We start from the raw sequence: 24,850 nt of genomic DNA on the forward strand, positions 1-24,850 counted from the left end.
CCGCCCAGCCGAGGCCCTGGTGAGCGGCGCGATGTCCGACGAGGGGAGTACGGCGACGGTGAACGGACGGCAGAACAGCAGACCCACCCTGGAGCAGGTCGCGGCCCGTGCCGGGGTCGGCCGGGGCACCGTCTCGCGGGTCATCAACGGCTCCCCGCGCGTGAGCGAGCAGACCCGCGCCGCCGTGGCGCGGGCCGTCGCCGAGCTCGGCTACGTACCCAACCAGGCCGCCCGCGCGCTCGCCGGCAGCCGCACGGACGCCGTCGCCCTCGTCATCCCGGAGGCCGAGGCGCGGCTCTTCGCCGAGCCCTACTTCCTCGACCTCATCCGCGGCGTCAGCGCCGAACTGGCCGAGGCCGACAAGCAACTGCTGCTCACCCTGGTCCGCAGCGAGCAGGAGCGCCAGCGCTTCGAGCAGTACCTGGCCGCCCAGCGCGTCGACGGCGTCCTCCTCGCCTCCGTGCACGGCGACGACCCGCTGCCCGACCGCATCCGCGAACTCGGCATCCCGGTCGTCATGAACGGGCGCCGCTCCGAGGCCGAGCCCGTCCCCTACGTCGACTCCGACAACATCGGCGCCGGCCGCGCCGCCGTCGCCCACCTGGTGGGCCGCGGCAGGCGGCGCATCGCCACCGTCACCGGCCCGCTGGACATGTACGTCGCCCGGGCCCGTCTCGGCGGCTACCGCGCCGGCCTCGCCGAGGCGGGCCACGCGCCCGACGAGGGCCTGGTCGCGCCCGGCGACTTCACCGAGGCGGGCGGCCGCGCGGCCATGCGCGAACTCCTCGCCCGCCGCCCGGACCTGGACGCCGTCTTCGTCGCCTCCGACGTGATGGCCGCCGGCGCCCGCGGCGCCCTGCGCGAGGCGGGCCGCCGCATCCCCGAGGACGTGGCCCTCGTCGGCGTCGACGACTCCCCGGTGGCCCGCCTGATGGACCCGCCGCTGACGAGCGTCCGGCAGCCGACGGAGCGCATGGGCCGCACGATGGCCCGGATGCTCCTCCACGCCGTCGCGGGCTCGCCGGAGGACCCGCGCCGGGTCTTCCCGACGGAGCTGGTGGTCCGGGGGTCCTGCTGAGCCCCGGGGGCGCACGCCCCGGCTCCCCGGACGAGGGAACGGCCGGACGGGACCGTGGGGGTCCCGTCCGGCCGTCTCGTGGACGCTCCGGCCCCGCGCCCGGTCCGCCGGATCCGGGCGCGGGGCGGAGGGGTCACAGCGCCGGGTGCGCGTTCCTCATGAGCTCCTGGAACTGGGCGGAGAACCACTTGCCCGCGAGCGGCGCGTCGGGAAGGGCGCCGGACATGCTGTTGCCGTTACGGACGTTGCCCGTGTAGGTCGGGTCGCACATGCGGTCGAAGCCCTTGCCCTCGTCGTTCGGGATCTCCTTCGACGCGCCGTCGGACTCGCCCGGGGGCTTCATCCAGACGTACGCGTCGATGCCGGCGGCCGGGGCCGCCTGGGGACGCTCGCCGAGGCCCGCCCCGGACTGGTTGCACCAGTTGCCGGGGTTGATGCGCCGGTCGAAGCGGCCGCCGTTGACGTAGGTGTCGACGCTGGTGAGGGCGCCCGGACCGGTGGGCCGGGCGGTGCCGCCCCAGCCGTTCCGGGAGGTGTCGATCAGCATGCCGATCTTGCTGTCGAAGCCGATCGAGACCAGCTTGTCGCGCATCGCCTGGGCGTAGGAGAGCTCGTCGACGTACTGGTTCCAGTCGATCCACTTCGACGTGCGCACGGAGGTGCCGTTGACGCTGTCGGTGACCTTGAAGTGGTCCTCCTTCAGCGCGCTGTAGTTGGCGGTGTTCACGATGAAGCCGTGGACGTTGGCGACGGTCGAGCCCTCGGCGGTCGCGGCCGTCTTGAACAGCTCCGCGGAGGGTCCGAAGTTGGAGTCCCAGCCGAGCCAGCCGTGGTGGCCCGCGTCGACGTAGTTGTAGACGTTCGGGATCGCGCCGAGCTTGTTGAGCGCGTAGCCGACGCCCTTGATGTAGTTGCCGTTCTCCTTCATGACGTTGCAGTTGGCGGTCTCGGTCGGACGGCCGGCCACGTTCGTCACGAGGTTGGGGAGGGAGTCGATCTCGACGGTGGTGACGATCCGCAGGCCCGCGTACTTCGGGTCCGAGAGGATCGCCGCGATCGGGTCGATGTACTCGGTCTTGTAGCGGTCGATCTCCGTGGGGCCCAGCTCGCCGTTGGAGGCGAGCGCGGCGCAGTCGCGGCCGGGCAGGTTGTAGATCACGAACTGGACGACCAGCTCGCCGGAGCCCTTCTGGCGGAGGGCCTCGTCGAGGTGGGCGCGCAGGCCCATGCCGCCGTTGACGCCGTTGATCGCGGCGGTGCGGTCCAGCCAGACGCCGGTGGGCTGGTTCGAGATCCTGCTGCCGCCCGGTTCGGCGGCGGCGTTCGCGGACCACTCGGGGTTCACGTACACCTTGGCGCCGGCGTACGGGTTGTCCGCCTTCTGGCCGGGCGGGGTGGTCGGCGGCGTCGTGGGCGGGGTCGTCGGGGGCGTGGTCGGCGGGTCCGTCGGCTGCGTGGTGGTGTTGCAGGTGACGCCGTTGAGCTTGAAGGTCGTCGGTACGGCGTTGGTCCCGCTGTAGGAGCCGTTGAAGCCGAAGGACGTCGAACCGCCGGTCGCGAGCGTGCCGTTGTAGGACATGCTCTTGGCGGTGACGGCGGCGCCGGACTGGGTGATGGTGGCGTTCCAGCCCTGGGTGACCTGCTGGTTGCCGCCGTAGCTCCACTCCAGCGTCCAGGAGGTCACCGGGTCGCCGGTGTTGGTGACCGCGACGTTGGCGCCGAAGCCGGTGTTCCACTGGTTGGTGATGGTGTAGTCGACCTTGCAGCCGGGGGTCGCGGCGCCGGCGGTGGCGCCGAAGACCGTGGCGGTGGCCCCGGTCGCGGTGACGAGGCCGAGGGCCGCCAGAAGGGCGGTACGGCTGGTGCGGCTCATGGGGGTGGGGGTTCCTTTCGGGGTGGTGTGCGGGTGGTGTGCGGGAGGGACGGGACGGGCGGACCTCACGGGTTCACCGCGCGCAGGTGGTCGCGCAGCCCGATGCCGAACGCGGTGGGTGTGCCGTCGTACGAACTGATCAGCGCGGGACCGGAGTTGCAGTTCCAGGTGTTCCAGGTCCAGCCCAGGTACGAGAGCCCGCGGTCGTCGAACCACTTCATGACGCGGTCGATGAACGCGTGTCCGCAGGTGTTCTCGCCGATCTCGCCGGCCAGCAGGGGTACCTGCGCGGCGACGGGGGCGAGGGTGTCGTTCCAGCACGTCTCGGTGGAGCAGGTGTTGAAGTTGTAGACGTGCCAGGCGGCGGCCAGATTCGCCGCCGGATCCGTGGGGCGGTACGTCAGCCACTGGCTGAGGTCGTTGGAGTACGCGAGGCCCGGGACGAGGATCAGGTTCTTCGCCCCCGTGGCGCGGACCGCGTCCACCAGGTCCTGCATGCCGGCGACCTCGTACCCGATGCCGGGGCAGGTGCCGCCGTCGCGCCAGCAGGTCCACGCCTGGGTCGCGGTGGCGGTCGCCCGGTCCGGATAGGGCTCGTTGAAGAGGTCGAAGACGACCCGCTTGTCGTGCTTGAACGTGTCGGCCACCGAGGTCCAGAACGCCGGGGTGTACCGGGCGTTGGGCATCGGCTTCTGGCACGAGGCGTGCACGTCGGCGCAGCCGGCGGAGTTGCCGGTGTACTGGCCGTGGCTCCAGTGCAGTTCGACCACCGGGGTCATGCCGTGGGCGAGGACCTTGGCGACCAGGTCCTTGACGGCGCCGACGTAGGGGGCGCCCCGGTACTCGGGCTTGATGTTGTCCAGGCCGAGCCAGCACTCCTCGTTCAGGGGGATGCGGACCGTGTTGGCCTTCCAGTCGGCGATCGCCTTCACGGAGGCGTCGTCGACCGGACCGTCCCAGATGCCGTAGCCCTGGACGCACATGAACTCGCCGCCGGAGCGGTTGACGCCGAGCAGCCGGCGGACCGCGCCGTTCTGGTCGGTGAACGTGTTGCCGGTGACGGACAGTTCGGGCGCGCCGGTGACGGGGGTCGGCGGCTGCGAGGTGGGCGGGGTGGTGGGTGGCGTGGTCGGGGGAGTGGTCGTCGGCGGGGTGGTCGGCCCGTCGACGTCGCAGGCCACTCCGCCGAGCGTGAACGCGGCCGGGGCGGTGTTGGCCCCCGTCCACGACGCGATGAACCCCGTCGTCACCTTCGCGCCGGTGCCGAGCTGGGCGTTCCAGCTCTCGTTGGCGACGGTGACGGCGGCGCCGGACTGGGTCCACTTGCCGCCCCAGCCCTGGCTGACCTGCTGGCCGGCCGGGAAGGAGAAGCCGAGGCTCCAGCCGTTCAGCGCGGTGCTGTGGTTGGTGACGGTGAGCGCACCCTGGAAGCCGCCGGTCCACTGGTTGGTGACCGAGTACTCCACGGTGCAGACGGGTGCGGCCGCGGCTCCTGAGGCCGTACCCACGACGGCGAGCGCGGTGCTCGCCGCCATGACCGCTGCTCCTGCGAGCAGCGCGGTGAGACGTGGGGGATGTCGCATGAGCGAGTCCTCGCAGCGAGGGCACGCCCCCTACGGCGTGCCGACTGGATGGAATCGCTCCCACTGGTCGGGCAGACCGTAGCGTCAACAGCGGCCAAGCAAAAGAGGAGTTGAGGAAATTCCTCGTGTCCTGCCTTCGACTCTTCACGCATCTTGACGTGGTTGCGTCACGCTTGCACAGTGGGAGCGCTCCCACTGGTTCAGGGCTTGTTCCCCCTGCCCGCGCAGGGCCTGCTTCCAAGCCCGCCCCCGCACCATCGAGCACCGCCCCGCACTCCCCGTACGGCCCGCTCAAGGCACCACCCGACCTCCCGAGCCGCGAGGAGATCCACCCGCATGCCACGCATCAGAAAACGCCCCCGCAGGCATCTGACCGCCCTGACGGCCGCGCTCTCGCTCCCCCTCGGCCTGCTGGCCGCCGGAGCCGGGGCCGGCACCGCGCAGGCCGCCGCCGTGCAGTGCAGCGTCGACTACAAGACCAACGACTGGGGTTCGGGCTTCACCGCCGAACTCACCCTGACCAACCGGGGCTCCGAGGCCCTGAACGGCTGGACGCTCACCTACTCCTACGCCGGCGACCAGAAGCTCGCCAACGGCTGGAACGGCGTCTGGTCCCAGTCCGGCAAGAACGTGACGGTCACCAACGCCGGCTGGAACGGCACCGTCGCCGCCGGCGCGGCCGTCACCGCCGGCGGCCAGTTCACCTACACGGGCACCAACGCCGCACCCACGAACTTCGCCGTCAACGGCACCCCGTGCACCGGCGCCCACCAGCCGCCGGTCGCCGTCCTCACCAGCCCCGCCGCCGGCGCCGTCTACACCGAGGGCACCGCCGTCCCGCTCGCCGCCACCGCCGCCGCGGCCGACGGCGCCACCGTGGACAAGGTCGAGTTCTACAGCGACACGACCCTGCTCGGCACCGACACCACCGCGCCGTTCACCCACAGCGCCGCCGGTCTCGCCGCCGGTGCCCACTCCCTCTACGCCAAGGCGTACGACAGCCAGGGCGCCTCCGCCGAGTCCGCGCCGGTCGGCATCACGGTGGCCGCCGGCGCCGCGCTGGTCGCCACGCCGGGCCAGTTGGCCGTCCGCCAGGGCGCCACCGGCACCTTCGACCTCAAGCTCTCCACGGCCCCGACGGCGAACGTCACGGTCACGGTGGCCCGCACCTCGGGCAACACGAACCTCACCGCCTCCCCGGCCACCCTCACCTTCACCCCGGCCAACTGGAACACCGCCCAGAAGGTGACCGTCACCGCGGGCACCACCGGCACCGGCGTCGCCGTCTTCGCCGCGACCGCCCCCGGCCACGCCAAGGCCGAGGTCCAGGTCACGCAGCTGGCCGCGAACTCCACGTACGACGCCCGCTTCCTCGACCTGTACGGGAAGATCACCAACCCGGCCAACGGCTACTTCTCGCCCGAGGGCATCCCGTACCACTCCGTCGAGACCCTGATCGTCGAGGCCCCCGACCACGGGCACGAGACGACCTCGGAGGCGTACAGCTACCTCATCTGGCTCCAGGCCATGTACGGCAAGATCACCGGCGACTGGACCAAGTTCAACGGCGCGTGGGACACCATGGAGAAGTTCATGATCCCGACCCACGCCGACCAGCCCACGAACTCCAGTTACAACGCCTCGAAGCCGGCCACGTACGCACCCGAGTGGGACCTCCCCTCGCAGTACCCGGCCCGCCTCGACTCCGGCGTCAGCGCCGGCGCCGACCCGATCGCGGCCGAGCTGAAGAGCGCCTACGGCACCGACGACATCTACGGGATGCACTGGATCCAGGACGTCGACAACGTCTACGGGTTCGGCAACGAGCCGGGCAAGTGCTCCGCGGGTCCGACGGCGACCGGCCCCTCGTACATCAACACCTTCCAGCGCGGCCCGCAGGAGTCCGTCTGGGAGACCGTCACCCACCCGACCTGCGACAACTTCTCCTACGGCGGCAAGAACGGCTACCTGGACATCTTCACCGGGGACGCGTCCTACGCCAAGCAGTGGAAGTACACCAACGCCCCGGACGCCGACGCCCGCGCCATCCAGGCCGCCTACTGGGCCGACCTCTGGGCCAAGGAGCAGGGCAAGGGCGCCCAGGTCGCCACGACCGTCGGCAAGGCCGCCAAGATGGGCGACTACCTGCGGTACGCCATGTTCGACAAGTACTTCAAGAAGATCGGCGACTGCGTCGGCCCGACCGCCTGCCCGGCCGGCACCGGCAAGAACAGCTCCCACTACCTGCTGTCCTGGTACTACGCCTGGGGCGGCGCCGTCGACACCTCGGCCGGCTGGTCGTGGCGGATCGGCTCCAGCCACAACCACAGCGGCTACCAGAACCCGCTCGCGGCCCACGCCCTCAGCTCCTACGCCCCGCTGAAGCCGAAGTCGGCCACGGGACAGGCGGACTGGGCGACCAGCCTCGACCGGCAGCTGGAGTTCTACCGCTGGCTCCAGTCCTCCGAGGGCGCCATCGCCGGCGGTGCCACCAACAGCTGGCAGGGCCGGTACGCCACTCCGCCGGCCGGCACCCCGACCTTCTACGGCATGTTCTACGACGAGAAGCCCGTCTACCACGACCCGGCGTCGAACCAGTGGTTCGGCTTCCAGGCGTGGTCGATGGAGCGGGTCGCGGAGTACTACCAGCAGACCGGCGACGCCGAGGCGAAGACCGTCCTCGACAAGTGGGTCTCGTGGGCGCTCTCGGAGACCACGGTCAACCCCGACGGCACCTACCGCATCCCGTCCACGCTCCAGTGGTCCGGCGCCCCGGACACCTGGAACGCGGCGAACCCCGGCGCCAACAACGGCCTGCACGTCACCGTCGCCGACTACACGAACGACGTCGGTGTCGCCGCCGCCTACGCCAAGACCCTGACCTACTACGCGGCCAAGTCCGGCCACGCGGAGGCCAAGCGGGTCGCCAAGGCCCTCCTCGACGGCATGTGGGACCACCACCAGGACCCGCTGGGCATCGCCGTGGCGGAGACCCGCGCCGACTACAACCGCTTCGACGACCCGGTCTACGTGCCGACCGGCTGGTCCGGCGTGATGCCGAACGGCGACGCGGTGAACTCCACCTCCACCTTCGCCTCGATCCGCTCCTTCTACCAGGACGACCCGGCCTGGCCGAAGATCGAGGCGTACCTGGCGGGCGGCGCCGCCCCCGTCTTCACCTACCACCGGTTCTGGGCCCAGGCGGACATCGCCCTGGCCATGGGCTCGTACGCGGAGCTGCTCGAATAACAGCCCGCCCCGCGAGAGCGGGCTCCGCGTACGACGAGGCCGGGCGGCCCCCGAAAGGGGTCCGCCCGGCCTTCGGGCGTCGGGGCAGGTGATCCATTGACGCCCGGGTGCTCCGCTCCTACGTTCTCGTCCGGACATACGACCGTTGGTCGAAATACCGAACGAGATCGAGAGGGATCCGCGTGTCACTTCCCGAGCACACCGCCCGCTTCACCCTCGACCCCGACTTCACCGTCGGTCCCGTCGACCCCCGCCTCTTCGGCTCGTTCGTCGAGCACCTGGGGCGCTGCGTCTACACCGGCGTGTACGAGCCCGGCCACCCCGCCGCCGACGCCGAGGGCCTGCGCACCGACGTCCTCGACCTCGTCCGCGAGCTCGGCGTCACCGCCGTGCGCTACCCGGGCGGGAACTTCGTCTCCGGCTACCGGTGGGAGGACGGCGTCGGCCCCGTCGCCGACCGCCCGCGCCGGCTCGACCCCGCCTGGCGGACCACCGAGTCCAACCGCTTCGGCCTGAGCGAGTTCATGGGCTTCCTGCGCAAGATCGGCCCGCAGGCCGAGCCGATGATGGCCGTGAACCTCGGCACCCGCGGCATCACCGAGGCGATGGAGCTCGTCGAGTACGCCAACCACCCCGGCGGCACCGCCCTCTCCGACCTGCGGGTGGCCCACGGCGACAAGGAGCCGTTCGGCATCCGGCTGTGGTGCCTCGGCAACGAGATGGACGGCACCTGGCAGACCGGCCAGAAGACCGCCGAGGAGTACGGCCGGCTCGCGGCCCAGACCGCCCGGGCCCTGCGCCAGATCGACCCGGGCCTCGAACTCGTCGCCTGCGGCAGCTCCGCCCGCGACCTGCCCACCTTCGCGGCCTGGGAGGCGACCGTGCTGGCGGAGACGTACGAGGTCGTGGACCACGTCTCGCTGCACGCCTACTACGAGGAGGTCGACGGCGACCGCGACTCGTTCCTCGCCTCCGCCGTCCACATGGAGGCGTTCATCGAGGAGGTCGTCGCCACCTGCGACCACGTGGCGGCCCGGCTGAAGTCCGGGAAGCGGCTCACGCTCTCCTTCGACGAGTGGAACGTCTGGTACCAGCGCCGCCCCAACCCGCACCCCTTCGAGGACTGGCAGGAGGCGCCCCGGCTTCTGGAGGACGTCTACACGGTCACCGACGCGGTCGTCCTCGGCTCGCTCCTCATCACGCTGCTGCGGCACGCCGACCGGATCGCGGTGGCCTGCCTCGCCCAGCTCGTGAACGTGATCGCGCCGATCATGACCGAACCCGGCGGGCCCGCCTGGCGGCAGACGACCTTCTTCCCCTTCGCGCAGGCCGCGCGGCACGGCCGGGGGACCGTCCTCGACGTGCGGCCGGTCTCGCCCGCGTACCGCACCGAGAAGTACGGCGAGGTGCCGTTGCTGCACGCGACGGCGGTGCGCGCCGAGGACGGGAGCGTCACCGTCTTCGCGGTCAACCGCGACCGGGAGAGGTCGCTTCCGCTGGAAGTCGCCCTGCGGGGATGCGGGTTGACGAGGGTGGTGGGGCACAGCGCGCTCGCCGACGCCGACCCGGAGGCGCGCAACACCCTGGCCGAACCGGAGCGGGTGGTGCCCCACGAGGTGGCCGGGGCGGAGCTCTCGGACGGGGTGCTGAAGGCCGTCCTGGAGCCGCTGTCGTGGAACGTCGTACGGCTGGCCTGATCCGCTGCTTTGAATCCTTTCATCAGAGGGGAGCGTGCGCCGGGTTTGAAGCGCTTCGAAAGATCCTGTCCGAAGCGTTGACGTGACTGACGGGCAACCCTACGGTGACCCAGCAAGCGCTTTCCTGAAACGTTCTAATCACGCGCGGGAGGACGAACTGTGCGTACTCATGGCACTGTCGACCGTCGGAGTCTGCTGAAGATCACGGGTGGCTCGGTGGCGGCACTCGGCCTGACCGCGGCGGGCTGCGGCGGCGGCTCCGGCTCGGCCGGCGACGGAACCGTCACCATCCGGTACACCTGGTGGGGCTCCGACGACCGCGCCAAGCGGATCAACCGGTCGATCGCCCTCTTCGAGAAGAAGTTCCCGAAGATCAAGGTGAAGACCGACTTCCAGCCGTACGCCGACTTCTGGAAGAAGTTCAACACCCAGGCGTCCGGCGGCAACACGCCCGACGTCTTCCAGAACGCCATCGGCTTCCTGCGCAAGTACGACGCCAAGAACGTCCTCCTCGACCTGCGCGAGCAGGTCGAGGCCGGGCACCTCCGCATGGAGGGCTTCCGGGCCGGCCTGGAGAAGTTCGGCGAGGTCGACGGCAAGCTCCTCGGCGTGCCCGTCGGCTCCAACTCGATGGCCCTCGTCATCGACCGGGCCGTCTTCGAGAAGGCCAGGGTCGCCCCGCAGCCCGGCTGGACCTGGGACCAGTACCACGACGCCCTCGCGAAGATCCGGGAGACGGCCGGCCGGGCCGGCGACGCCGGCCCCTACGGGATCATGTACCTGTACGACATGTACCTGCGCCAGCAGGGCAAGGCCTTCTTCACCGCCTCCGGCCTCGGCTTCACCGAGGCCGACCTCACGGACTGGTGGACCAAGGCCGCCGCCCGGGTGCAGTCCGGCGTCTACGCCGACCCGAAGAAGACCATCCAGGCCAAGCCCAAGTCCGCGGTGACCGCCGAACTCGCCGGCGCCGAGTTCACCTGGGACAACTTCGCCGTCCGCTACACCGCCGAGGGCAAGAGCCGGTACGGCCTCGCCCCCATCCCCACCACCGACGGCAAGCGCACCGGACAGTACCTCGGCTCGCTGATGCTCAGCGCCTCCAAGCGCACCAAGCACCCCAAGGAGGTCGCCCAGTTCATCGACTTCATGGTCCACGACCCCGAGGTCGGCACGATCATGGGCTACGACCGGGGCGTCCCCGCGACCGAGGCGCAGAACGCCGCCTACGTGCCCGCCGACGAGGTCGGCAAGCAGATCGCCGCCTACGAGAAGCAGCTCGTCGAGTCCCGCGTCCTGGAGCCGATCACCCCGCACCCGGCCGGCGCCGACGTCTGCGAGGCCGCCTTCCTGCGCCTCTCCGAGGAGATGTCCCTGGGCACCCGGACCGTCGCCGACGCGGTGAAGCAGTACTTCGCCGAGGCGAAGACGGCCCTCGGCTCCTGATGGACCCCGCCGTGACCACCGCACCGAAGCCCGCCGCCCCGGAGTCCCCGGCCGCGGCCCCGCCGGGCCGGGGGGCCGCAGCCGCGGTCCCCGCCCCGCGCGGACGGCGCCCCCGGCGGCCGGGTGCCGCGCCCCGCTCCCGCACCGCCCGCGACAACCTCGCCGGCTACCTCTTCATGTCCCCCTGGATCACCGGCTTCCTGCTGCTGACCGCGGGCCCCATGGCCGTCTCGCTCTACTTCGCCTTCACGGACTACAACCTCTTCGACGCCCCCCGCTGGATCGGCCTCGACAACTTCACCGAGATGTTCGGCGACCCCCGCTGGCGCACCTCCGTCGAGGTCACCGGCTGGTACGTGCTCGTCGGCACCCCGCTGAAACTGGCCGCCGCCCTCGGCGTCGCCGTGCTCCTCAACCAGAGCCGGCGCGGCCAGGGCTTCTACCGGGCCGCCTTCTACGCCCCCTCGCTCATCGGCGCCAGCGTCTCCATCGCCATCGTGTGGCGCGCCCTCTTCGCCGACGACGCGCCCGTCGACCGGGCACAGCGGCTGCTGGGCTTCGACCCGGGCGGCTGGATCGGCGACCCCGACAAGATCATCTACGCGCTGGTGGCGCTCACCGTCTGGCAGTTCGGCGCCCCCATGGTCATCTTCCTCGCCGGGCTCAAGCAGGTGCCCCGCGAGCTGTACGAGGCCGCGCAGATGGACGGCGCGGGACCGTGGCGCCGGTTCTGGAACATCACCCTGCCGATGATCTCCCCGGTGCTCTTCTTCAACGTGCTCCTGGAGACGATCCACTCCTTCCAGATCTTCGGCTCCGCCTACATCATCGGCAGCCAGGGCAACGCCTGCGGCCCGGCCGACGGCACCCTCGTCTACACCTGCTACCTCTACGTCCAGGGCTTCGAGAACAGCCGGATGGGGCTCGCCTCCGCGATGGCCTGGATGCTGCTGCTCGCCGTCGGCCTGGTCACGGCGGTCCTGTTCTGGTCCCAGCGGCGCTGGGTGCACTACGAGGAGGGAGGCCGATGAGCCTCGTCCGCACCGGCGCGCGGCGGTGGAACGCCGGCGCCGCCGCCTGGCACCTCGGCTCCCTCGCCGTGCTCGCGGTGGTTCTCTACCCGGTCTTCTGGGTGATCGGCGGCTCGTTCAAGCCGAACGACGAGATCGTCGGCAGCCTGAACGTCATCCCGACCGACCCCATCACCGACAACTACCGGCGGCTCGCCGACGGCATCGCCGACATCCCCATCTCCACCTTCTTCTCCAACTCGCTCTTCCTCGCGGTCGCTTCGGTCGTCGGCGTGCTGGTCTCCAGCTCGCTCGCCGCGTACGCCTTCGCCAAGATCGGCTTCGCCGGCCGCAACCTGCTCTTCACGCTGATGATCGGCACCCTGCTGCTGCCGTACCACGTGCTCCTCATCCCGCAGTACGTGCTCTTCCAGAAGCTCGAACTGATCAACACCTACACGCCGTTGCTGCTCGGCAAGTACCTCGCCACCGACGCCTTCTTCGTCTTCCTGATGGTGCAGTTCATGCGCGGGCTCCCCAAGGAGCTGGACGAGGCGGCGCGGCTCGACGGGTGCGGGCACCTGCGGACGTACTGGTCGATCGTGCTGCCGCTGTGCCGGCCCGCCCTCATCACCAGCGCGATCTTCACCTTCATCAACGCCTGGAACGACTTCCTGGGCCCGCTGATCTACCTCAACGAACCCGAGAAGTACACGGTGTCGCTCGGCCTGAAGATGTTCGTCGACCAGGACGGCGTCGCCAACTACGGCGGCATGATCGCGATGTCGCTGGTGGCGCTGCTGCCGGTGGTCGCCTTCTTCCTCGCCTTCCAGCGGTACCTGATCGACGGCATGGCCACCTCGGGGCTCAAGTGACCGCCGCCGAAGCCCCGGTGCGCGGCGCGCGCTTCTTCGCCCGCTTCGCGGTGTTCGCCGAGTGCCTGCTGACGGGCGTGTGGATCGCCGTCGCCGCGCTCCCGCTCGTCACGCTGCCGGCGGCGTTCGCCGCCGGCGCCGGGCACCTGCGGCGCACCGTCGGGGACGAGGAGACCGGGCCGCGGGCCTTCGCCGCGGAGGTGCGCGCCGCGCTCCGGGGCGGCGGGTGGGCGGTGGGCCTCGGCTGGTGGGCCGTGCTCGCGCTGGTCTGGGCCGACCTCGCGCTCGTACGGGCGCTGCCGGTGCCCGGCGGGCGCGCGGCCGGGGCCGTCGCGATCCTCGCGGCGCTCTGGGCGACCGTCGCCGTCCTCCGGGCGGCCACCGCCTGGCGGCCCGGGGCGACCTGGCGGACCCTGCTCCCGGCCGCCGGGCGCCGCTCCCTGCGCGATCCGGCCGGCTCGCTGCTCGTCGTCTGCGGCCTGGCGGTCGTCGCCGCCTCCGGCTGGCTCTCCGCCCCCCTCTCCCTGCCCGCCCTGGGCCTCCTGACCGCCGGCACCCTCGCCACGGAACGCCGCGCGGCCACCCTCCCGGGGAGCTGACCGCCCCCGCGTCCCCGGGCCCCGGTCCACCGACCGCCCGACCGCCGGCGCCGAACCCGGTCCGGTCGGGCGCGTGCCCGGGGCCCGGCCGTCACCTTCGTACCCCCACGCCTTCCCCCTCCCTCGGGTGTGCCGATCGGTGTGCCCTCGAAAGGAGCTTCCGTGTCTTCGATACCTCGTCGTTCTCTGCTCAGGGCGGCCGCCGTCGCCGGTGCCGCCGCGCAGTTCAGCTGGGTGCTCGGGCGGAGCGAGGCGCAGGCCGCCCCTGTCGCCGAGGTGGCCGCCGAGGAGCGGCCCGCGACCCTCACATGGCTGGAGCCGGGCGGCCTCGGCGCCGCCGGCGGGTCCACCTTCGGCGTCGCCTGGCCCAAGGGCGTCCACGCCGGTGACACGGCGTTCGCGCTCACCACCGCGGACGGCGCCCCCGTCCCCGTGCAGACCTGGACGACCGCCCGCTGGCCCGACGGCTCGCTGAAGTGGACGGCCCACGCCGTCGGCCCCGAGGCGGCCGGCGCCGACCGCTTCTCGCTCGCGCCCGGCACGCCCGTCGCGGGCGCGAAGACCGTGACGGTCGTGGAGACCGACCGCAGGATCACCGTCGACACCGGTGTCGTGACGGCCGTGCTGGGGAAGGACGGCCGCAAGCTCGTCGAGTCCCTGACCCGCGACGGCGTGAGGATCGCCGGCGACGGGCGGCTCGTGCTGCTGCGCCAGGGCGACCTCGACGACGGCGACCAGGGCAACGCCAGGTGGGAGCGGTTCGACGGCGAGATCTCCCGCGCCGTCGTCGAACAGTCCGGCCCCGTCAGGGCCGTCGTCCGCGTCGACGGCAAGCACCGCAAGGGCAACCGCAGTTGGCTGCCCTTCTCGATCCGGCTGTACTTCCACGCCGGCTCCGAGGCCCTGCGCATGGTCCACACGATCACCTACGACGGCGACCAGAACAAGGACTTCGTCCGCGGCCTCGGCGTCCGCTTCACCGTCCCGATGCGCGACGCCTGCTACGACCGGCACATCCGCCTCGCGGGCGAGGACGCCGGCTTCCTCACCGAGGCCGTGCAGGGCATCACCGGCCTGCGCCGCGACCCCGGCGCCGCCGTCCGCGCGGCACAGGTCAAGGGGGAGAAGCTGCCCGACCCGGCCACCTGGGACCAGCGCGTCACCAGCCGGCTGCGGTACATCCCCACGTGGGGCGACTACACCCTCGCGCAGCTCACCGCGGACGGCTTCGGCATCCGCAAGCGCACCAAGGCCGGCCACGGCTGGATCCCGGCCGGCGGCGGCCGCCGCGCGAGCGGCTTCGGCTACGTCGGCGGCGCGAGCGGCGGACTCTCCTTCGGCCTGCGGGACTTCTGGCAGAAGCACCCCGCCCAGCTCGACATCCGGGGCGCCGCCGGCGACGAGGCCGAGGTGACCCTCTGGCTCTGGTCGCCCGAGGCCCAGCCCATGGACCTGCGCTTCTACCACGACGGCATGGGTCAGGACACCTTCCCCGAGCAGCTGGAGGGCCTCAACATCACCTACGAGGACTACGAGCCCGGCTTCGGCACCCCGTACGGCATCGCCCGCACCAGCGAGCTGATGTTCTGGGCCAACGCCGCCACCCCGACCGCCGCCGCCCTCGTCGCCCAGGCCGCCGCCGTCCGTGTCCCGCCGCAGCTCGCCGCGAGCCCCGAGGACCTGGTCCGCGCCCGCGTCTTCGGCGGCCTGTTCTCGCCCGTCGACCGCTCCACCCCCGCCAGGGCGAGGATCGAGGACCGTCTCGACTACCTCTTCGCCTACTACAAGGACCAGGTCGAACAGCGCCGCTGGTACGGCTTCTGGGACTACGGCGACATCATGCACACCTACGACGAGGACCGGCACCAGTGGCGGTACGACGTCGGCGGCTACGCCTGGGACAACTCCGAGCTCTCGCCCGACCTGTGGCTCTGGTACGCCTACCTCCGGTCCGGCCGCGCCGACGTCTTCCGCTTCGCCGAGGCCATGACCCGCCACACCGGCGAGGTCGACGTCTACCACCTCGGCGAGTGGGCCGGCCTCGGCACCCGCCACGGCGTCCAGCACTTCGCGTGCAGCGCCAAGCAGCAGCGGATCTCCACCGCCGTCTACCGCCGCCCCTACTACTTCCTCACCGCCGACGAACGCGTCGGCGACCTCATGCACGACCTGGTCGACTCCGACGAGACCTTCCTCGTCCTCGACCCCATCCGCAAGATCCGCACCGAGCCCTACACCCCCGACCGCCACGCCCTCTCCATCGGCTTCGGCACCGACTGGAGCGGACTCGCCGCCGCCTGGCTCACCGAGTGGGAGCGCGGCGGACCGAAGGCCGCCAAGGCCGAGGCCCGGCTCCGCTCCACCATGGAGACGATCGCCGCCCAGCCCAACGGCTTCGTCCAGGGCACCGGCCTCTACGACCTGGACACCGGCCGCTTCGCCGTCGCCGACACGCCCGTCGTCGGCGTCTCCCACCTCTCCGCCATGTTCGGCCTGGTCGAGATGTGCGCCGAGCTCATCGACCTCGTCGACATGCCCGCCTTCAGGAGCGCGTGGCTCGACTACTGCCGCTACTTCAACGCCACCAAGGCCGAGCAGGCCGCCCGCTACGGCAAGAACTTCGGCACCCTGCTCCTCTTCCAGGGCCACTCCCGTCAGGACGCCTACGCGGCCGCCCAGTTGAACGACGCCAAGCTCGCCCAGCGCGCCTGGGCCAAGTTCGACAAGAGCGACGGCTACACGTCCGCCATGGTCTGGGACAAGACGCCGGTGCGGGGCCCGGCCGCCCTCGAACCCGGCTACGAGCACCTGTGGATCAGCACCAACACCACCGCCCTCTACGGCCTCGCCGCCATCCAGAACCTCGCCCTCGTCGGCGACCACCTCCCGAACTGACTCCCAGGAGAACTCCGTTGAAGCGGACCCCCGTCCTGGCGGCGAGCCTGCTCGCGCTGCTCGCCGCCACCGCGCCCGCCGCCCACGCCGACGACTCCTACGGCCAGGGCCTCGACCACTGCGCCGCCGTCGCCGAGACCACCGCCCTCTCCTGCCACTTCGACCTCCCGCCCGGCACCTACGACGTCACGGTCACCCTCGGCGGCGACACCGCCGGAGCCACCGCGATCAGCGGCGAGACCCGCCGCGCCCTGCTCGCCGAGACCGCGACCGGGGCCGGCGAGCGGATCCGCCGCTCCTTCACCGTCGACGTCCGCGACCCCGAGGGCGAGCCCACGGGAGCCACCGGCAGCCCCGGCCTCGACCTGCTGCTCGACGGCTCCGCCCCGCGCGTGGCGGCCCTCCTCGTCACGCCCGCCCCCACCGCCACCCGCCTCTTCCTGATCGGTGACTCCACCGTCTGCGACCAGCCCGGCGACCCGTACACCGGCTGGGGCCAGCGGCTCCCCGTCCACCTGAAGCGGGGGGTGGCCGTCGCCAACCACGCGGACGGCGGCGAGTCCACCGTCACCTTCCTCGCGAACCCGGCCCTCTTCGACCGGGTGGAGGCCGCCGTACGGCCCGGCGACCCGGTCCTCATCCAGCTCGCCCACAACGACAAGCAGACCGACGCCGCCACCTACCGGGCCAACCTCACGACCCTGGTCGAGCGGGTACGGGCCAGGGGCGGCGAGCCCGTCCTCGTCACCCCGATCGTCCGCCGCTGGTTCAACGCGGACGGCACCCTGAACAACGGGACCGCCCTGCTCGTCAACGGTCTCGGCGTCGACCACCCGGCCGAGATCCGGGCCCTCGCCGCCACCCTCGCCACCCCGCTGATCGACCTCACGGCCCTCACCAGGGCCCGGGTCGAGCAGCTCGGCCCCGAGCCCTCCAAGGCGCTCTACCTGACGGCCGAGAAGCGGGACAACACCCACACCTCGGTCCGCGGCGCCACCGAGTACGCGGCGCTGGTCGCCGCCGAACTGAAGGCCCGGGGCCTGCTGCCCCAGCGTGCCTTCCGCTAGGACGCGCGGCTCAGACGTCGCGGTGGTGGACCGCCGCCACCGCGACGGCCGGCCCGGCCACCGCCCAGGCCCACGTGGCCCGGCTGCGCAGCCGGCTCGCCGCCCGCGACCGCGTCCACCCGGTCATCCGCGCCTACGAGGTCGGGCTGGTGGCCCCGAACGGCTGAGCCGTGCCGCCTGCCGCGCGCCGACGAGGACGAAGCCGAGGCAGGAGGCCGCCGAGGCCGGACGGCCGAAGAGCCGGCCGGCCTCGGGACGCGTCCGGGTGACGGTCACGCGCCGGACTCCGCCGCGGCCGCCCCGAGCGCCGTGAAGGTGAAGGCGAACGCCGACGGGGCCGCCTCCAGCCGGTACTCCGGCAGCACGCCCGGGCCGCAGGACTGGGACCCGATGCCGTGCAGGGCGTGGTCCAGGTTCAGCCACAGGGTGTCGCCCGGGACCAGGTCCGGGCGGTGCGCGGCGGCGTCGAGCTCCACGCCGGTCCAGCGACGGGCGGTGAACCAGAAGGACGGGTCGCCCGCGACCCGCAGGCCGGTGCCGCCGCCGGTCAGCTCCAGCCACCGGGTGTCGATCCGGGCGCCGTTCTCCTGCGGGCGCACGTACGGGGTCTGCAGTCCGGCCACCGTCGACTCCCAGCGGCCGAGCCGCGCGGCGGCCCGCGTGTCCGGGTACGCCTCGCCCGGGCCGCCGCCGTACCACTCCACCCGGTCGAGCACCGCCGGCAGCCCGAGGCGGACCCCGAGCCGGGGGAGCGGCACCGGCCACGCGCCCTCCGGGCGCACGTCCACGCCGAGGTGCGCCACGGTGCCGTCCGAGGTCCACCGGTACGTCACGGCAAGCCCGATGTCACGCGCGGCTGGCGCCACCCGTACCCGGACCGTCACGCCCCCGTCGGTCACCTCCACGGCGTCCGTGCGGTGCCGCATCCGGTGCAGGCCCAGCTCCCGCCAGAGCGGCCCGTAGCGGGTGTCCGGCTGCCAGGGCGCCCCCTCGTCGTTGTCCGTCGGCGCCCGCCACACGTCGAGACCGAAACCGGTCACCGGCAGGCCGCCCAGTTCCAGCGGCGCGCCCGTCCGGGCGTCGAGCGCGGCGGGACCGACGGCGATCCGGCCGCCCTCCGCGACCGGGGGGACGGCGACCGACCGGACCGACGGGGCGGTGGCCGGGGCGGCCGGCACCTGGCCCCAGGCCACCTCGTGCCCGGCGGGCGCCCACGGCGCGTCGGCGGCCAGCACCGCCCGTACCGTCCACACCGGCTCCGCGCCCTCCGGAACCTCCGGCGCCGCCGGCAGCGGCACCTCCGCGCGCTCGCCGGCCGGCAGCGGCGGCACGTCGAGCGTGCCCGCGCCGACGAGCCGCCCGTCCGCCAGGAACTCCCACCCGAAGGCGAGCCCCGACAGGTCCGCCACGTCATGCAGGTTGGTCACCGCGACCGTGCCCGGCCGCTCGCCCGGCTCGATCCGCACCGGCTCGATCACCTTCTTGTACTCGACCAGACCCGGCGACGGCGTGCGGTCCGGGAAGAGCAGCCCGTCGCAGACGAAGTTCCCGTCGTGCAGCTCCTCGCCGAAGTCGCCGCCGTAGCCGTACCCGTGGACCGGATGGACCAGACCGTGGTCGATCCACTCCCACACGAAGCCGCCCTGGCAGCGCTCGTACGTCTCGAAGAGCCGCTGGTACTCGCTGAGTCCGCCCGGCCCGTTGCCCATCGCGTGCGCGTACTCGCAGAGGATGAAGGGCAGGGCGCGGCGGTGCTCCGGACCCTCGTCCTCGCGCCGGCCGATCTCCGCGACCTCCGCGTGCGGCGGGTACATCCGGGAGTAGACGTCCACGTCCCGGCAGGACCGGTCGCCCTCGTAGTGCACCGGCCGCGACGGGTCCCGGTCACGGATCCAGCGGGCCATCGCACCGAGCCCGGCACCCGAGCCGCACTCGTTCCCCAGCGACCACAGCACCACCGACGGGTGGTTCTTGTCGCGCTCGACCAGCCGGGCCGCCCGGTCGAGCAGTGCCGGCGTCCACCGCTCGTCGTCCACGGGGTTGCCCCGCCAGCCCAGCTCCTCGAAGCCGTGGGTCTCCAGATCGCCCTCGTCGATCACCCACAGACCGTAGGAGTCGCACAGGTCGAGGAAGGCCGGATGCGGCGGGTAGTGGGAGGTCCGCACCGCGTTGATGTTGTGCCGCTTCATCAGCTCGACGTCCGCGCGCAGGGTCTCCAGGTCCACGGCCCGCCCGGTCTCCGGGTGGAACTCGTGCCGGTTCACGCCCCGGAAGAGGATCCGCCGGCCGTTCGCCTTCAGGACCCCGTCCTCCACGTACACCGAACGGAAGCCGATCCGCAGCCCGATCCGCTCCCCGCCGGCCGTCAGCTCGCCCTCGTACAGCCGGGGCACCTCCGCGCTCCACGGCTCCACCGGCACCGTCACGGACTCCCCGGCCGCCACGTCGAGACCCAGCTCCGGCACCCGGACCCGGCCCGGCACGTCGCAGTCGACCCGCAGGTCCCCGGTGCCGGTCCGGTGGTCGTACGAGGCGTGCACGAAGAAGTCGCCGGGTGCGCCCTCCGGGCGGTGCAGCAGCGTCACGTCCCGGAAGATGCCGGGCAGCCACCACTGGTCCTGGTCCTCCAGGTACGACCCCGAGGACCACTGGTGGACCCGGACCGCGAGCACGTTGTCCCGCTCCCGCAGCAGCTCCCCGACCGCGAACTCGTGGGCCAGCCGGGACCCCTTGAACCAGCCCAGCTCGGTGCCGTTCAGCCACACCCGGGCGCAGGACTCGACCCCGTCGAAGCGGAGCACCGCCCCGCCCCCCGCCGGCCAGCCGTCCGGCAGGTCGAACCGGCGCAGATGGTCCCCCGTCGGGTTCTCGTCGGGCACGAACGGCGGATCGACGGGGAACGGGTACAGCACGTTCGTGTACGCGGGCCCGCCGAACTCCCCGTCCTTCCCCTGGAGCACCCAGTGCCCCGGCACGGCGACGGTCCGCCAGCCGCCGGCGTCGAAGCCCGGCGCGGCGAAGGAGGTGTCCGCCGCGTCGGCGGCGGGGGAGAGGCGGAACGCCCAGTCGCCGCCGAGCGGCAGCCGCGCGGCGTCCGAGTCCGCCGTCCAGGAACGCGGCGGCAGCGTGCCCTGCTCGGGGGCGAAGGAGGTGTACCAGGGCAGATCGGTCATGGTGCTCCCCACGGGAAGAGAAGAGAGGAATCGGAGGGCGGGGAACGGACACCCGCCGGAAAGCGCTTGCGCGACGGACTCCATCCCACCGCGCCGCCCGTCCCCGCACAACCCCGCACGGACCCCGGGCCCTTGGACCTTTCGCGCCCCGCCTGGACAGTCCGACGAGCGGCCGCTTAGGGTCGGGGGTCCCTGTCGTCGACGGGCACCCCCGTCCACCCCGGAAGCCGTCCCGGAGAACCACCCCGGAGAACCGCCCGGACCAGCCGAGGAGCACGCACGTGGTCACCCTCGCCGACGTCGCCCGTCACGCCGGTGTGTCGGCCAGCACCGTCAGCTACGTGCTGAGCGGCAAGCGCTCCATCTCCGCCGCCACCCGCGAACGCATCCAGCACTCCATCGACGAGCTCGGCTACCGCCCGCACGCCGGCGCCCGCGCCCTCGCCGGCGGTCAGACCAGCGTCCTCGCCCTGATGATGCCGCTGCGCGCCGGCCTCTCCGTCCCGGTCATGATGGAGATCGCCATGGCCGCCACCACCACGGCCCGCGCCCACGGCTACGACGTGCTGCTGCTCACCGGCGAGGAGGGCCCCGAGGCCGTCCGCCGCGTCGAGGGCAGCGCCCTCGCCGACGGCATGATCGTCCTGGACGTCGAGCTCGACGACCCCCGGCTGCCCGGCCTCCAGGAGGCCGAACGGCCGTCCGTCCTCATCGGCCTGCCCGCCGACACCGCCGGACTCGACTGCGTCGACCTCGACTTCGCCGCCGCCGGCGCCCGCTGCGTCGACCACCTCGCCGGCCTCGGCCACCGCCGCCTCGCCGTCCTCGGCGAACCCCCCGCCGTCTACGCCCGCGGTACCGGCTACGCCCAGCGCACCCTCACCGGCATCCGCGCCGCCGCCGCCGAGCACGGCCTCGACCTGCTCCACCGGCCCGTCGACGGCACCTACGCGGCCGTCGCCGCCGCCGTCACCCGGATCTTCGAGGAACGCCCCGGCACCACCGCCCTCGTCGTGCAGAACGAGGCCGCCGTCGAACCCCTCCTCGCCGTCCTCCGCCACCAGGGCCGGGCCGTCCCCGAGGACGTCTCCGTCGCCGCGCTCTGCCCCGACCAGGTCGCCGCCCACGCCTCCGTACCGCTCACCGCCGTCGCGGTGCCCACCCAGGACCTCGGGCGGATCGCCGTCGAACGGCTCGTGGCCCGGCTCCGCGGCGAACCCGCCCGCGGCACCGAACTCCTCACCCCCCGCCTCACCGTCCGCGCCGGCACCGGACCGGCGCCCACCGCCCCGGGGGACGGCCGTGAGCGTCCCTGACCCCCGGCGGGAGGAGGGGGACAGCGCCGCCGAGTTCCGGGACTTCTTCGACCGCCACTACGCCGAACTCGCCCGCCTCGCCCACCTCCTCACCGGCGAGACCGACGCAGCCGACGACCTCGCCGCCGACGCCATGCTCGCCCTCTGGCACCGCTGGGACCGGGTCCGCGCCGCCGAACACCCCGCCGCCTACGCCCGGGGCGTCGTCGCCAACCTGGTCCGCACCCGCATCCGCGGCACCGTCCGCGAGCGCCGCCGGATCGCCGCCTTCTGGGACCGCCGCCCCGAGCACACCGAGGACCCGGACGTGCCCGCCGTCGTCGACGTACGGACCGCGCTGCGGGCCCTGCCGTTCCGCAAGCGCGCCTGCGTCGTCCTGCGCCACGCCTTCGACCTCTCCGAGCGGGACACCGCCCTCGCCCTGGGCGTCTCGGTCGGCACGGTCAAGAGCCAGACGGCCAAGGGCATGGCGGAGCTGCAGAGGCTGCTCGGCGGCCGGGCCGCCACCGAACTCGCCGCGGGGAGGCGCTGATGGACGAGACACGGCTGCGCGGCGAGCTGCGCGAGGCGGCGCTCGCCCACCGCCCCGACCGGGCCCGGATGCTGGCCCGGGTCGAACGGGGCATGGCCGCCCCGCCGCCGGCCCGCGCCGGGCTGCCCCGCCGCCGCTGGACGGTCGCGGCCGCCGTGGCCGTCACCGTTGCCGGGGTCCTCGGCCTCGGCGGCCTCGCCGTCACCACCCTCCGGGACCGGCCCGCGCCCCCGGCGGGCGTCGCCGCCGTGCCCGGACCGGCCGCCCGCGCGGCCGGCTCGATCGACGCCGGCAGCAACCGCTGGTGGGCGCAGAGCGACCTCGCCGTCACCACGGACGCCGAGGTCACCGGTCTCACCGTCGAGCTGCGGGTCGCCCTCACCGGCGGGATCGCGAGCACCGGCCACTGGCAGACCCGTCCCGCCGACGAGTACACGGTCACCGTCGCGGAGGAGGCCGGCGCCCTGGTCTACCGCTGGACCCTGAAGGAGGGCCGGGCGGTGCCCCCGGGCCCGCACACCTTCGCCGCCCAGTACAACCACGCCGAGGGCACCCGGGACGCCTCGGCCGACGCGTACACCGTCGTCCTCACCGCCCGCGACGGCGGCCGCACCACCCTCCGGGGCGGCTTCGGCTGACGCGGGGGCCGCCCCGGACGCGAGGGGCCGGGCGGACGCCGTCCGGCGAGCGGCCGCAGCGACCTCGGCCCCGGCTCCTTGAAACGTTTCGACGGAGGGGGCAACCCTTTCCCGCCCCGCGGCGACCTACGGCTGCCCCCACCTCACCGAAGGAGCCGCACATGCGCAGCCACCCCGTCCGCCGCCGCACCGTCCTCGGCGCGGCCGCCGCCGGAGCCCTCGTCGCCACCGCCACCGGAACCGCCGGGGCGGCCGGCTTCGGCTGGAGCGACGACGGCGCGAACTACGTCCTCGACACCGGCGCGGGACTCGTCTTCAAGGTCTCCAAGACCACCGGCGACCTCACCTCCCTCGTCTACAAGGGCAGGGAGTACGAGGGCTACGGCGGCAAGCACTCCCACGTGGAGTCCGGCCTCGGCGCCTCCACCGTCACCCTCAGGCAGGTCGGCGCCACGATCCTCGTCACCGTCGTCCACGGCACCCTGCGCCACTACTACGCGGCCCGCTCCGGCCTCAACAACGTCTACCTGTGGACCGACAAGGCCGACACCTCCTTCACCGCCACCCGCTTCATCGCCCGCCTCAAGCCCGGCGTCTTCCCCAACGAGGGCCCGGACTCCTGGGTCGAGGGCGCCGACACCGTCATCGAGGCCGGCGACGTCTGGCGGCGCGCCGACGGGCAGACCCGCTCCAAGCACTACTCCGGCGTCCGCGTCATCGACTACGACCACATCGGCTACACCACCGGCACCGTCGGCCTCTGGATGGTCCGCTCCAACCACGAGAAGGCGTCCGGCGGTCCCTTCTACCGTTCGCTGCTCCGCCACTCCAACGAACTGGGCGTCGGACTCTACGAGATCCTCCACTACAACCAGTCCCAGACCGAGGCCATGCGCTTCGGGCTCCAGGGCCCCTACCTGCTCGCCTTCACCGACGGCGGCGCGCCCGACCCGGCGCTCTCCGCCGGGCGCCACGACACGCGCTGGGTGGACCCGCTCGGGATCCCGAACTGGGTCGGCGCCGCCGGGCGCGGCCGGGTCGCGGGCGTCGGGCTCAGGAACATGGACCCCGCCCACCCGTACACGATCGGCTTCGCCAACGCCGACGCCCAGTACTGGACCCGCGCCACCGCCGGAACCGGCGCGTACTCCTGTGCGGGCATGCTCCCCGGCACCTACACGCTCACCGTCTACAAGGGCGAACTGGCCGTCCACACCGCGACGGTGACCGTCACCGCCGGCGCCGCCACCGCGCTGCACACGATCACCCTCACCGGCGACCCGAGCACCGCCCCGGCCGTCTGGCGCCTCGGCGACTGGGACGGCACCCCGGCCGGCTTCAAGAACGCCCAGCTGATGACGTACGCCCATCCGGCCGACGTCCGCGCCGCCGGCTGGACCGGGAACGTCGTCGTCGACGGCGCCAACCCCTCGGCGGCGGTGCCCTGTTACCTCTGGAAGGACGTCAACGACGGCTTCCTGGTCTACTTCAGGCTCACCGCCGCCCAGGCGGCCGCCGCGCACACCCTGCGGATCGGCGTCACCACCGCCTTCCTCAACGGCCGCCCGCAGGTCACCGTCAACGACACCTGGGTCTCCGCGATCCCGTCACCGCCCACCCAGCCGGCGACCCGCTCGCTCACCAACGGCTCCTACCGGGGCAACAACCACACCTTCACGTACAGCGTCCCGGCGAGCGCCTGGAGGACGGACCCCGCGCAGTACAACGTGCTCCGCCTGAACATCGTCAGCGGCTCGACCGGCACGGGCTTCCTCAGCCCGGGCACCGCGCTCGACTGCGTGGACCTCCTCGTCTGACG

16 protein-coding genes are annotated in these 24,850 nt (G+C 72.8%); 13 read left to right on the plus strand and 3 right to left on the minus strand.

The window, feature by feature from the left end; genetic code table 11:
• Positions 1-31 precede the first annotated feature (31 nt).
• Positions 32-1,078 (plus strand): LacI family DNA-binding transcriptional regulator, encoded by a 1,047-nt coding sequence (locus ABFY03_RS31630; RefSeq protein ID WP_319010409.1) that lies wholly within the window; start codon positions 32-34, stop codon positions 1,076-1,078.
• Between the two features lie 133 nt (positions 1,079-1,211).
• Here ABFY03_RS31630 and ABFY03_RS31635 read toward each other — a convergent pair whose 3' ends face one another.
• Both ABFY03_RS31635 and ABFY03_RS31640 read right to left on the minus strand, forming a co-directional pair.
• On the minus strand, positions 1,212-2,951 hold the full coding sequence (locus tag ABFY03_RS31635; protein WP_319010410.1) for a glycoside hydrolase family 6 protein: 1,740 nt from the start codon (positions 2,949-2,951) through the stop codon (positions 1,212-1,214).
• Between the two features lie 65 nt (positions 2,952-3,016).
• A complete protein-coding gene (locus ABFY03_RS31640; RefSeq protein WP_346171433.1) occupies positions 3,017-4,534 on the minus strand; it encodes a cellulase family glycosylhydrolase in 1,518 nt (505 codons plus the stop codon).
• A 336-nt stretch (positions 4,535-4,870) separates the two neighbouring features.
• Between ABFY03_RS31640 and ABFY03_RS31645 the strand changes: the two genes are divergently transcribed.
• From ABFY03_RS31645 to ABFY03_RS31680, 8 genes are all read left to right on the plus strand, one after another.
• A complete protein-coding gene (locus ABFY03_RS31645) occupies positions 4,871-7,783 on the plus strand; it encodes a glycoside hydrolase family 48 protein (RefSeq protein WP_346171434.1) in 2,913 nt (970 codons plus the stop codon).
• A gap of 182 nt (positions 7,784-7,965) precedes the next feature.
• Positions 7,966-9,480, plus strand: a complete 1,515-nt coding sequence (gene arfA / locus ABFY03_RS31650; RefSeq protein WP_346171435.1) for an arabinosylfuranosidase ArfA — start codon at positions 7,966-7,968, stop codon at positions 9,478-9,480.
• Between the two features lie 159 nt (positions 9,481-9,639).
• Positions 9,640-10,926 (plus strand): ABC transporter substrate-binding protein, encoded by a 1,287-nt coding sequence (locus ABFY03_RS31655; RefSeq protein ID WP_346171436.1) that lies wholly within the window; start codon positions 9,640-9,642, stop codon positions 10,924-10,926.
• Positions 10,926-11,957 carry a carbohydrate ABC transporter permease gene (locus ABFY03_RS31660; protein WP_386723553.1) on the plus strand — a complete coding sequence of 344 codons (1,032 nt, stop codon included), beginning with the start codon at positions 10,926-10,928 and terminating at the stop codon, positions 11,955-11,957. The genes ABFY03_RS31655 and ABFY03_RS31660 overlap by 1 nt, the downstream gene beginning before the upstream one ends.
• Positions 11,954-12,811 carry a carbohydrate ABC transporter permease gene (locus ABFY03_RS31665; protein ID WP_346171438.1) on the plus strand — a complete coding sequence of 286 codons (858 nt, stop codon included), beginning with the start codon at positions 11,954-11,956 and terminating at the stop codon, positions 12,809-12,811. The genes ABFY03_RS31660 and ABFY03_RS31665 overlap by 4 nt, the downstream gene beginning before the upstream one ends.
• Positions 12,808-13,410 (plus strand): hypothetical protein, encoded by a 603-nt coding sequence (locus ABFY03_RS31670; RefSeq protein ID WP_319010417.1) that lies wholly within the window; start codon positions 12,808-12,810, stop codon positions 13,408-13,410. Before ABFY03_RS31665 ends, ABFY03_RS31670 begins: the two co-directional genes overlap by 4 nt.
• Before the next feature lie 162 nt (positions 13,411-13,572).
• Positions 13,573-16,305, plus strand: coding sequence for an exo-rhamnogalacturonan lyase family protein (locus tag ABFY03_RS31675; RefSeq protein WP_346171439.1), 2,733 nt, complete (start codon positions 13,573-13,575; stop codon positions 16,303-16,305).
• 17 nt (positions 16,306-16,322) lie between these two features.
• Positions 16,323-17,372, plus strand: a complete 1,050-nt coding sequence (locus ABFY03_RS31680; RefSeq protein WP_346171440.1) for a rhamnogalacturonan acetylesterase — start codon at positions 16,323-16,325, stop codon at positions 17,370-17,372.
• Positions 17,373-17,644: 272 nt separating this feature from the next.
• Here the strand turns inward: ABFY03_RS31680 and ABFY03_RS31685 are convergent, their stop codons facing one another.
• Positions 17,645-20,545, minus strand: coding sequence for a glycoside hydrolase family 2 TIM barrel-domain containing protein (locus ABFY03_RS31685; protein WP_346171441.1), 2,901 nt, complete (start codon positions 20,543-20,545; stop codon positions 17,645-17,647).
• 281 nt (positions 20,546-20,826) lie between these two features.
• Between ABFY03_RS31685 and ABFY03_RS31690 the strand changes: the two genes are divergently transcribed.
• The 4 genes from ABFY03_RS31690 to ABFY03_RS31705 all read left to right on the plus strand — a co-directional run bounded on the left by ABFY03_RS31690 (position 20,827) and on the right by ABFY03_RS31705 (position 24,848).
• Positions 20,827-21,861, plus strand: coding sequence for a LacI family DNA-binding transcriptional regulator (locus ABFY03_RS31690; RefSeq protein ID WP_319010421.1), 1,035 nt, complete (start codon positions 20,827-20,829; stop codon positions 21,859-21,861).
• Entirely contained in the window at positions 21,848-22,393 is a 546-nt protein-coding gene (locus ABFY03_RS31695; RefSeq protein ID WP_319010422.1) for a SigE family RNA polymerase sigma factor, read from the plus strand. The genes ABFY03_RS31690 and ABFY03_RS31695 overlap by 14 nt, the downstream gene beginning before the upstream one ends.
• Positions 22,393-23,031, plus strand: coding sequence for a hypothetical protein (locus tag ABFY03_RS31700; RefSeq protein ID WP_319010423.1), 639 nt, complete (start codon positions 22,393-22,395; stop codon positions 23,029-23,031). The genes ABFY03_RS31695 and ABFY03_RS31700 overlap by 1 nt, the downstream gene beginning before the upstream one ends.
• A 161-nt stretch (positions 23,032-23,192) precedes the next feature.
• A complete protein-coding gene (locus ABFY03_RS31705) occupies positions 23,193-24,848 on the plus strand; it encodes a rhamnogalacturonan lyase B N-terminal domain-containing protein (RefSeq protein ID WP_346171442.1) in 1,656 nt (551 codons plus the stop codon).
• Positions 24,849-24,850: the final 2 nt, after the last annotated feature.

The organism is Streptomyces roseofulvus (assembly GCF_039534915.1).
In the GTDB taxonomy this organism is placed as follows: Bacteria; Actinomycetota; Actinomycetes; order Streptomycetales; family Streptomycetaceae; genus Streptomyces; species Streptomyces roseofulvus.

Bases quoted from the DNA above. Each gene is read 5' to 3' on its own strand.
- ABFY03_RS31640 (WP_346171433.1), bottom strand. From the start codon at position 4,534: ATGCGACATCCCCCACGTCTCACCGCGCTGCTCGCAGGAGCAGCGGTC.
- ABFY03_RS31645 (WP_346171434.1), top strand. From the start codon at position 4,871: ATGCCACGCATCAGAAAACGCCCCCGCAGGCATCTGACCGCCCTGACG.
- ABFY03_RS31630 (WP_319010409.1), top strand. From the start codon at position 32: ATGTCCGACGAGGGGAGTACGGCGACGGTGAACGGACGGCAGAACAGC.
- ABFY03_RS31665 (WP_346171438.1), top strand. From the start codon at position 11,954: ATGAGCCTCGTCCGCACCGGCGCGCGGCGGTGGAACGCCGGCGCCGCC.
- ABFY03_RS31635 (WP_319010410.1), bottom strand. From the start codon at position 2,951: ATGAGCCGCACCAGCCGTACCGCCCTTCTGGCGGCCCTCGGCCTCGTC.
- ABFY03_RS31660 (WP_386723553.1), top strand. From the start codon at position 10,926: ATGGACCCCGCCGTGACCACCGCACCGAAGCCCGCCGCCCCGGAGTCC.
- ABFY03_RS31685 (WP_346171441.1), bottom strand. From the start codon at position 20,545: ATGACCGATCTGCCCTGGTACACCTCCTTCGCCCCCGAGCAGGGCACG.
- ABFY03_RS31705 (WP_346171442.1), top strand. From the start codon at position 23,193: ATGCGCAGCCACCCCGTCCGCCGCCGCACCGTCCTCGGCGCGGCCGCC.
- ABFY03_RS31700 (WP_319010423.1), top strand. From the start codon at position 22,393: ATGGACGAGACACGGCTGCGCGGCGAGCTGCGCGAGGCGGCGCTCGCC.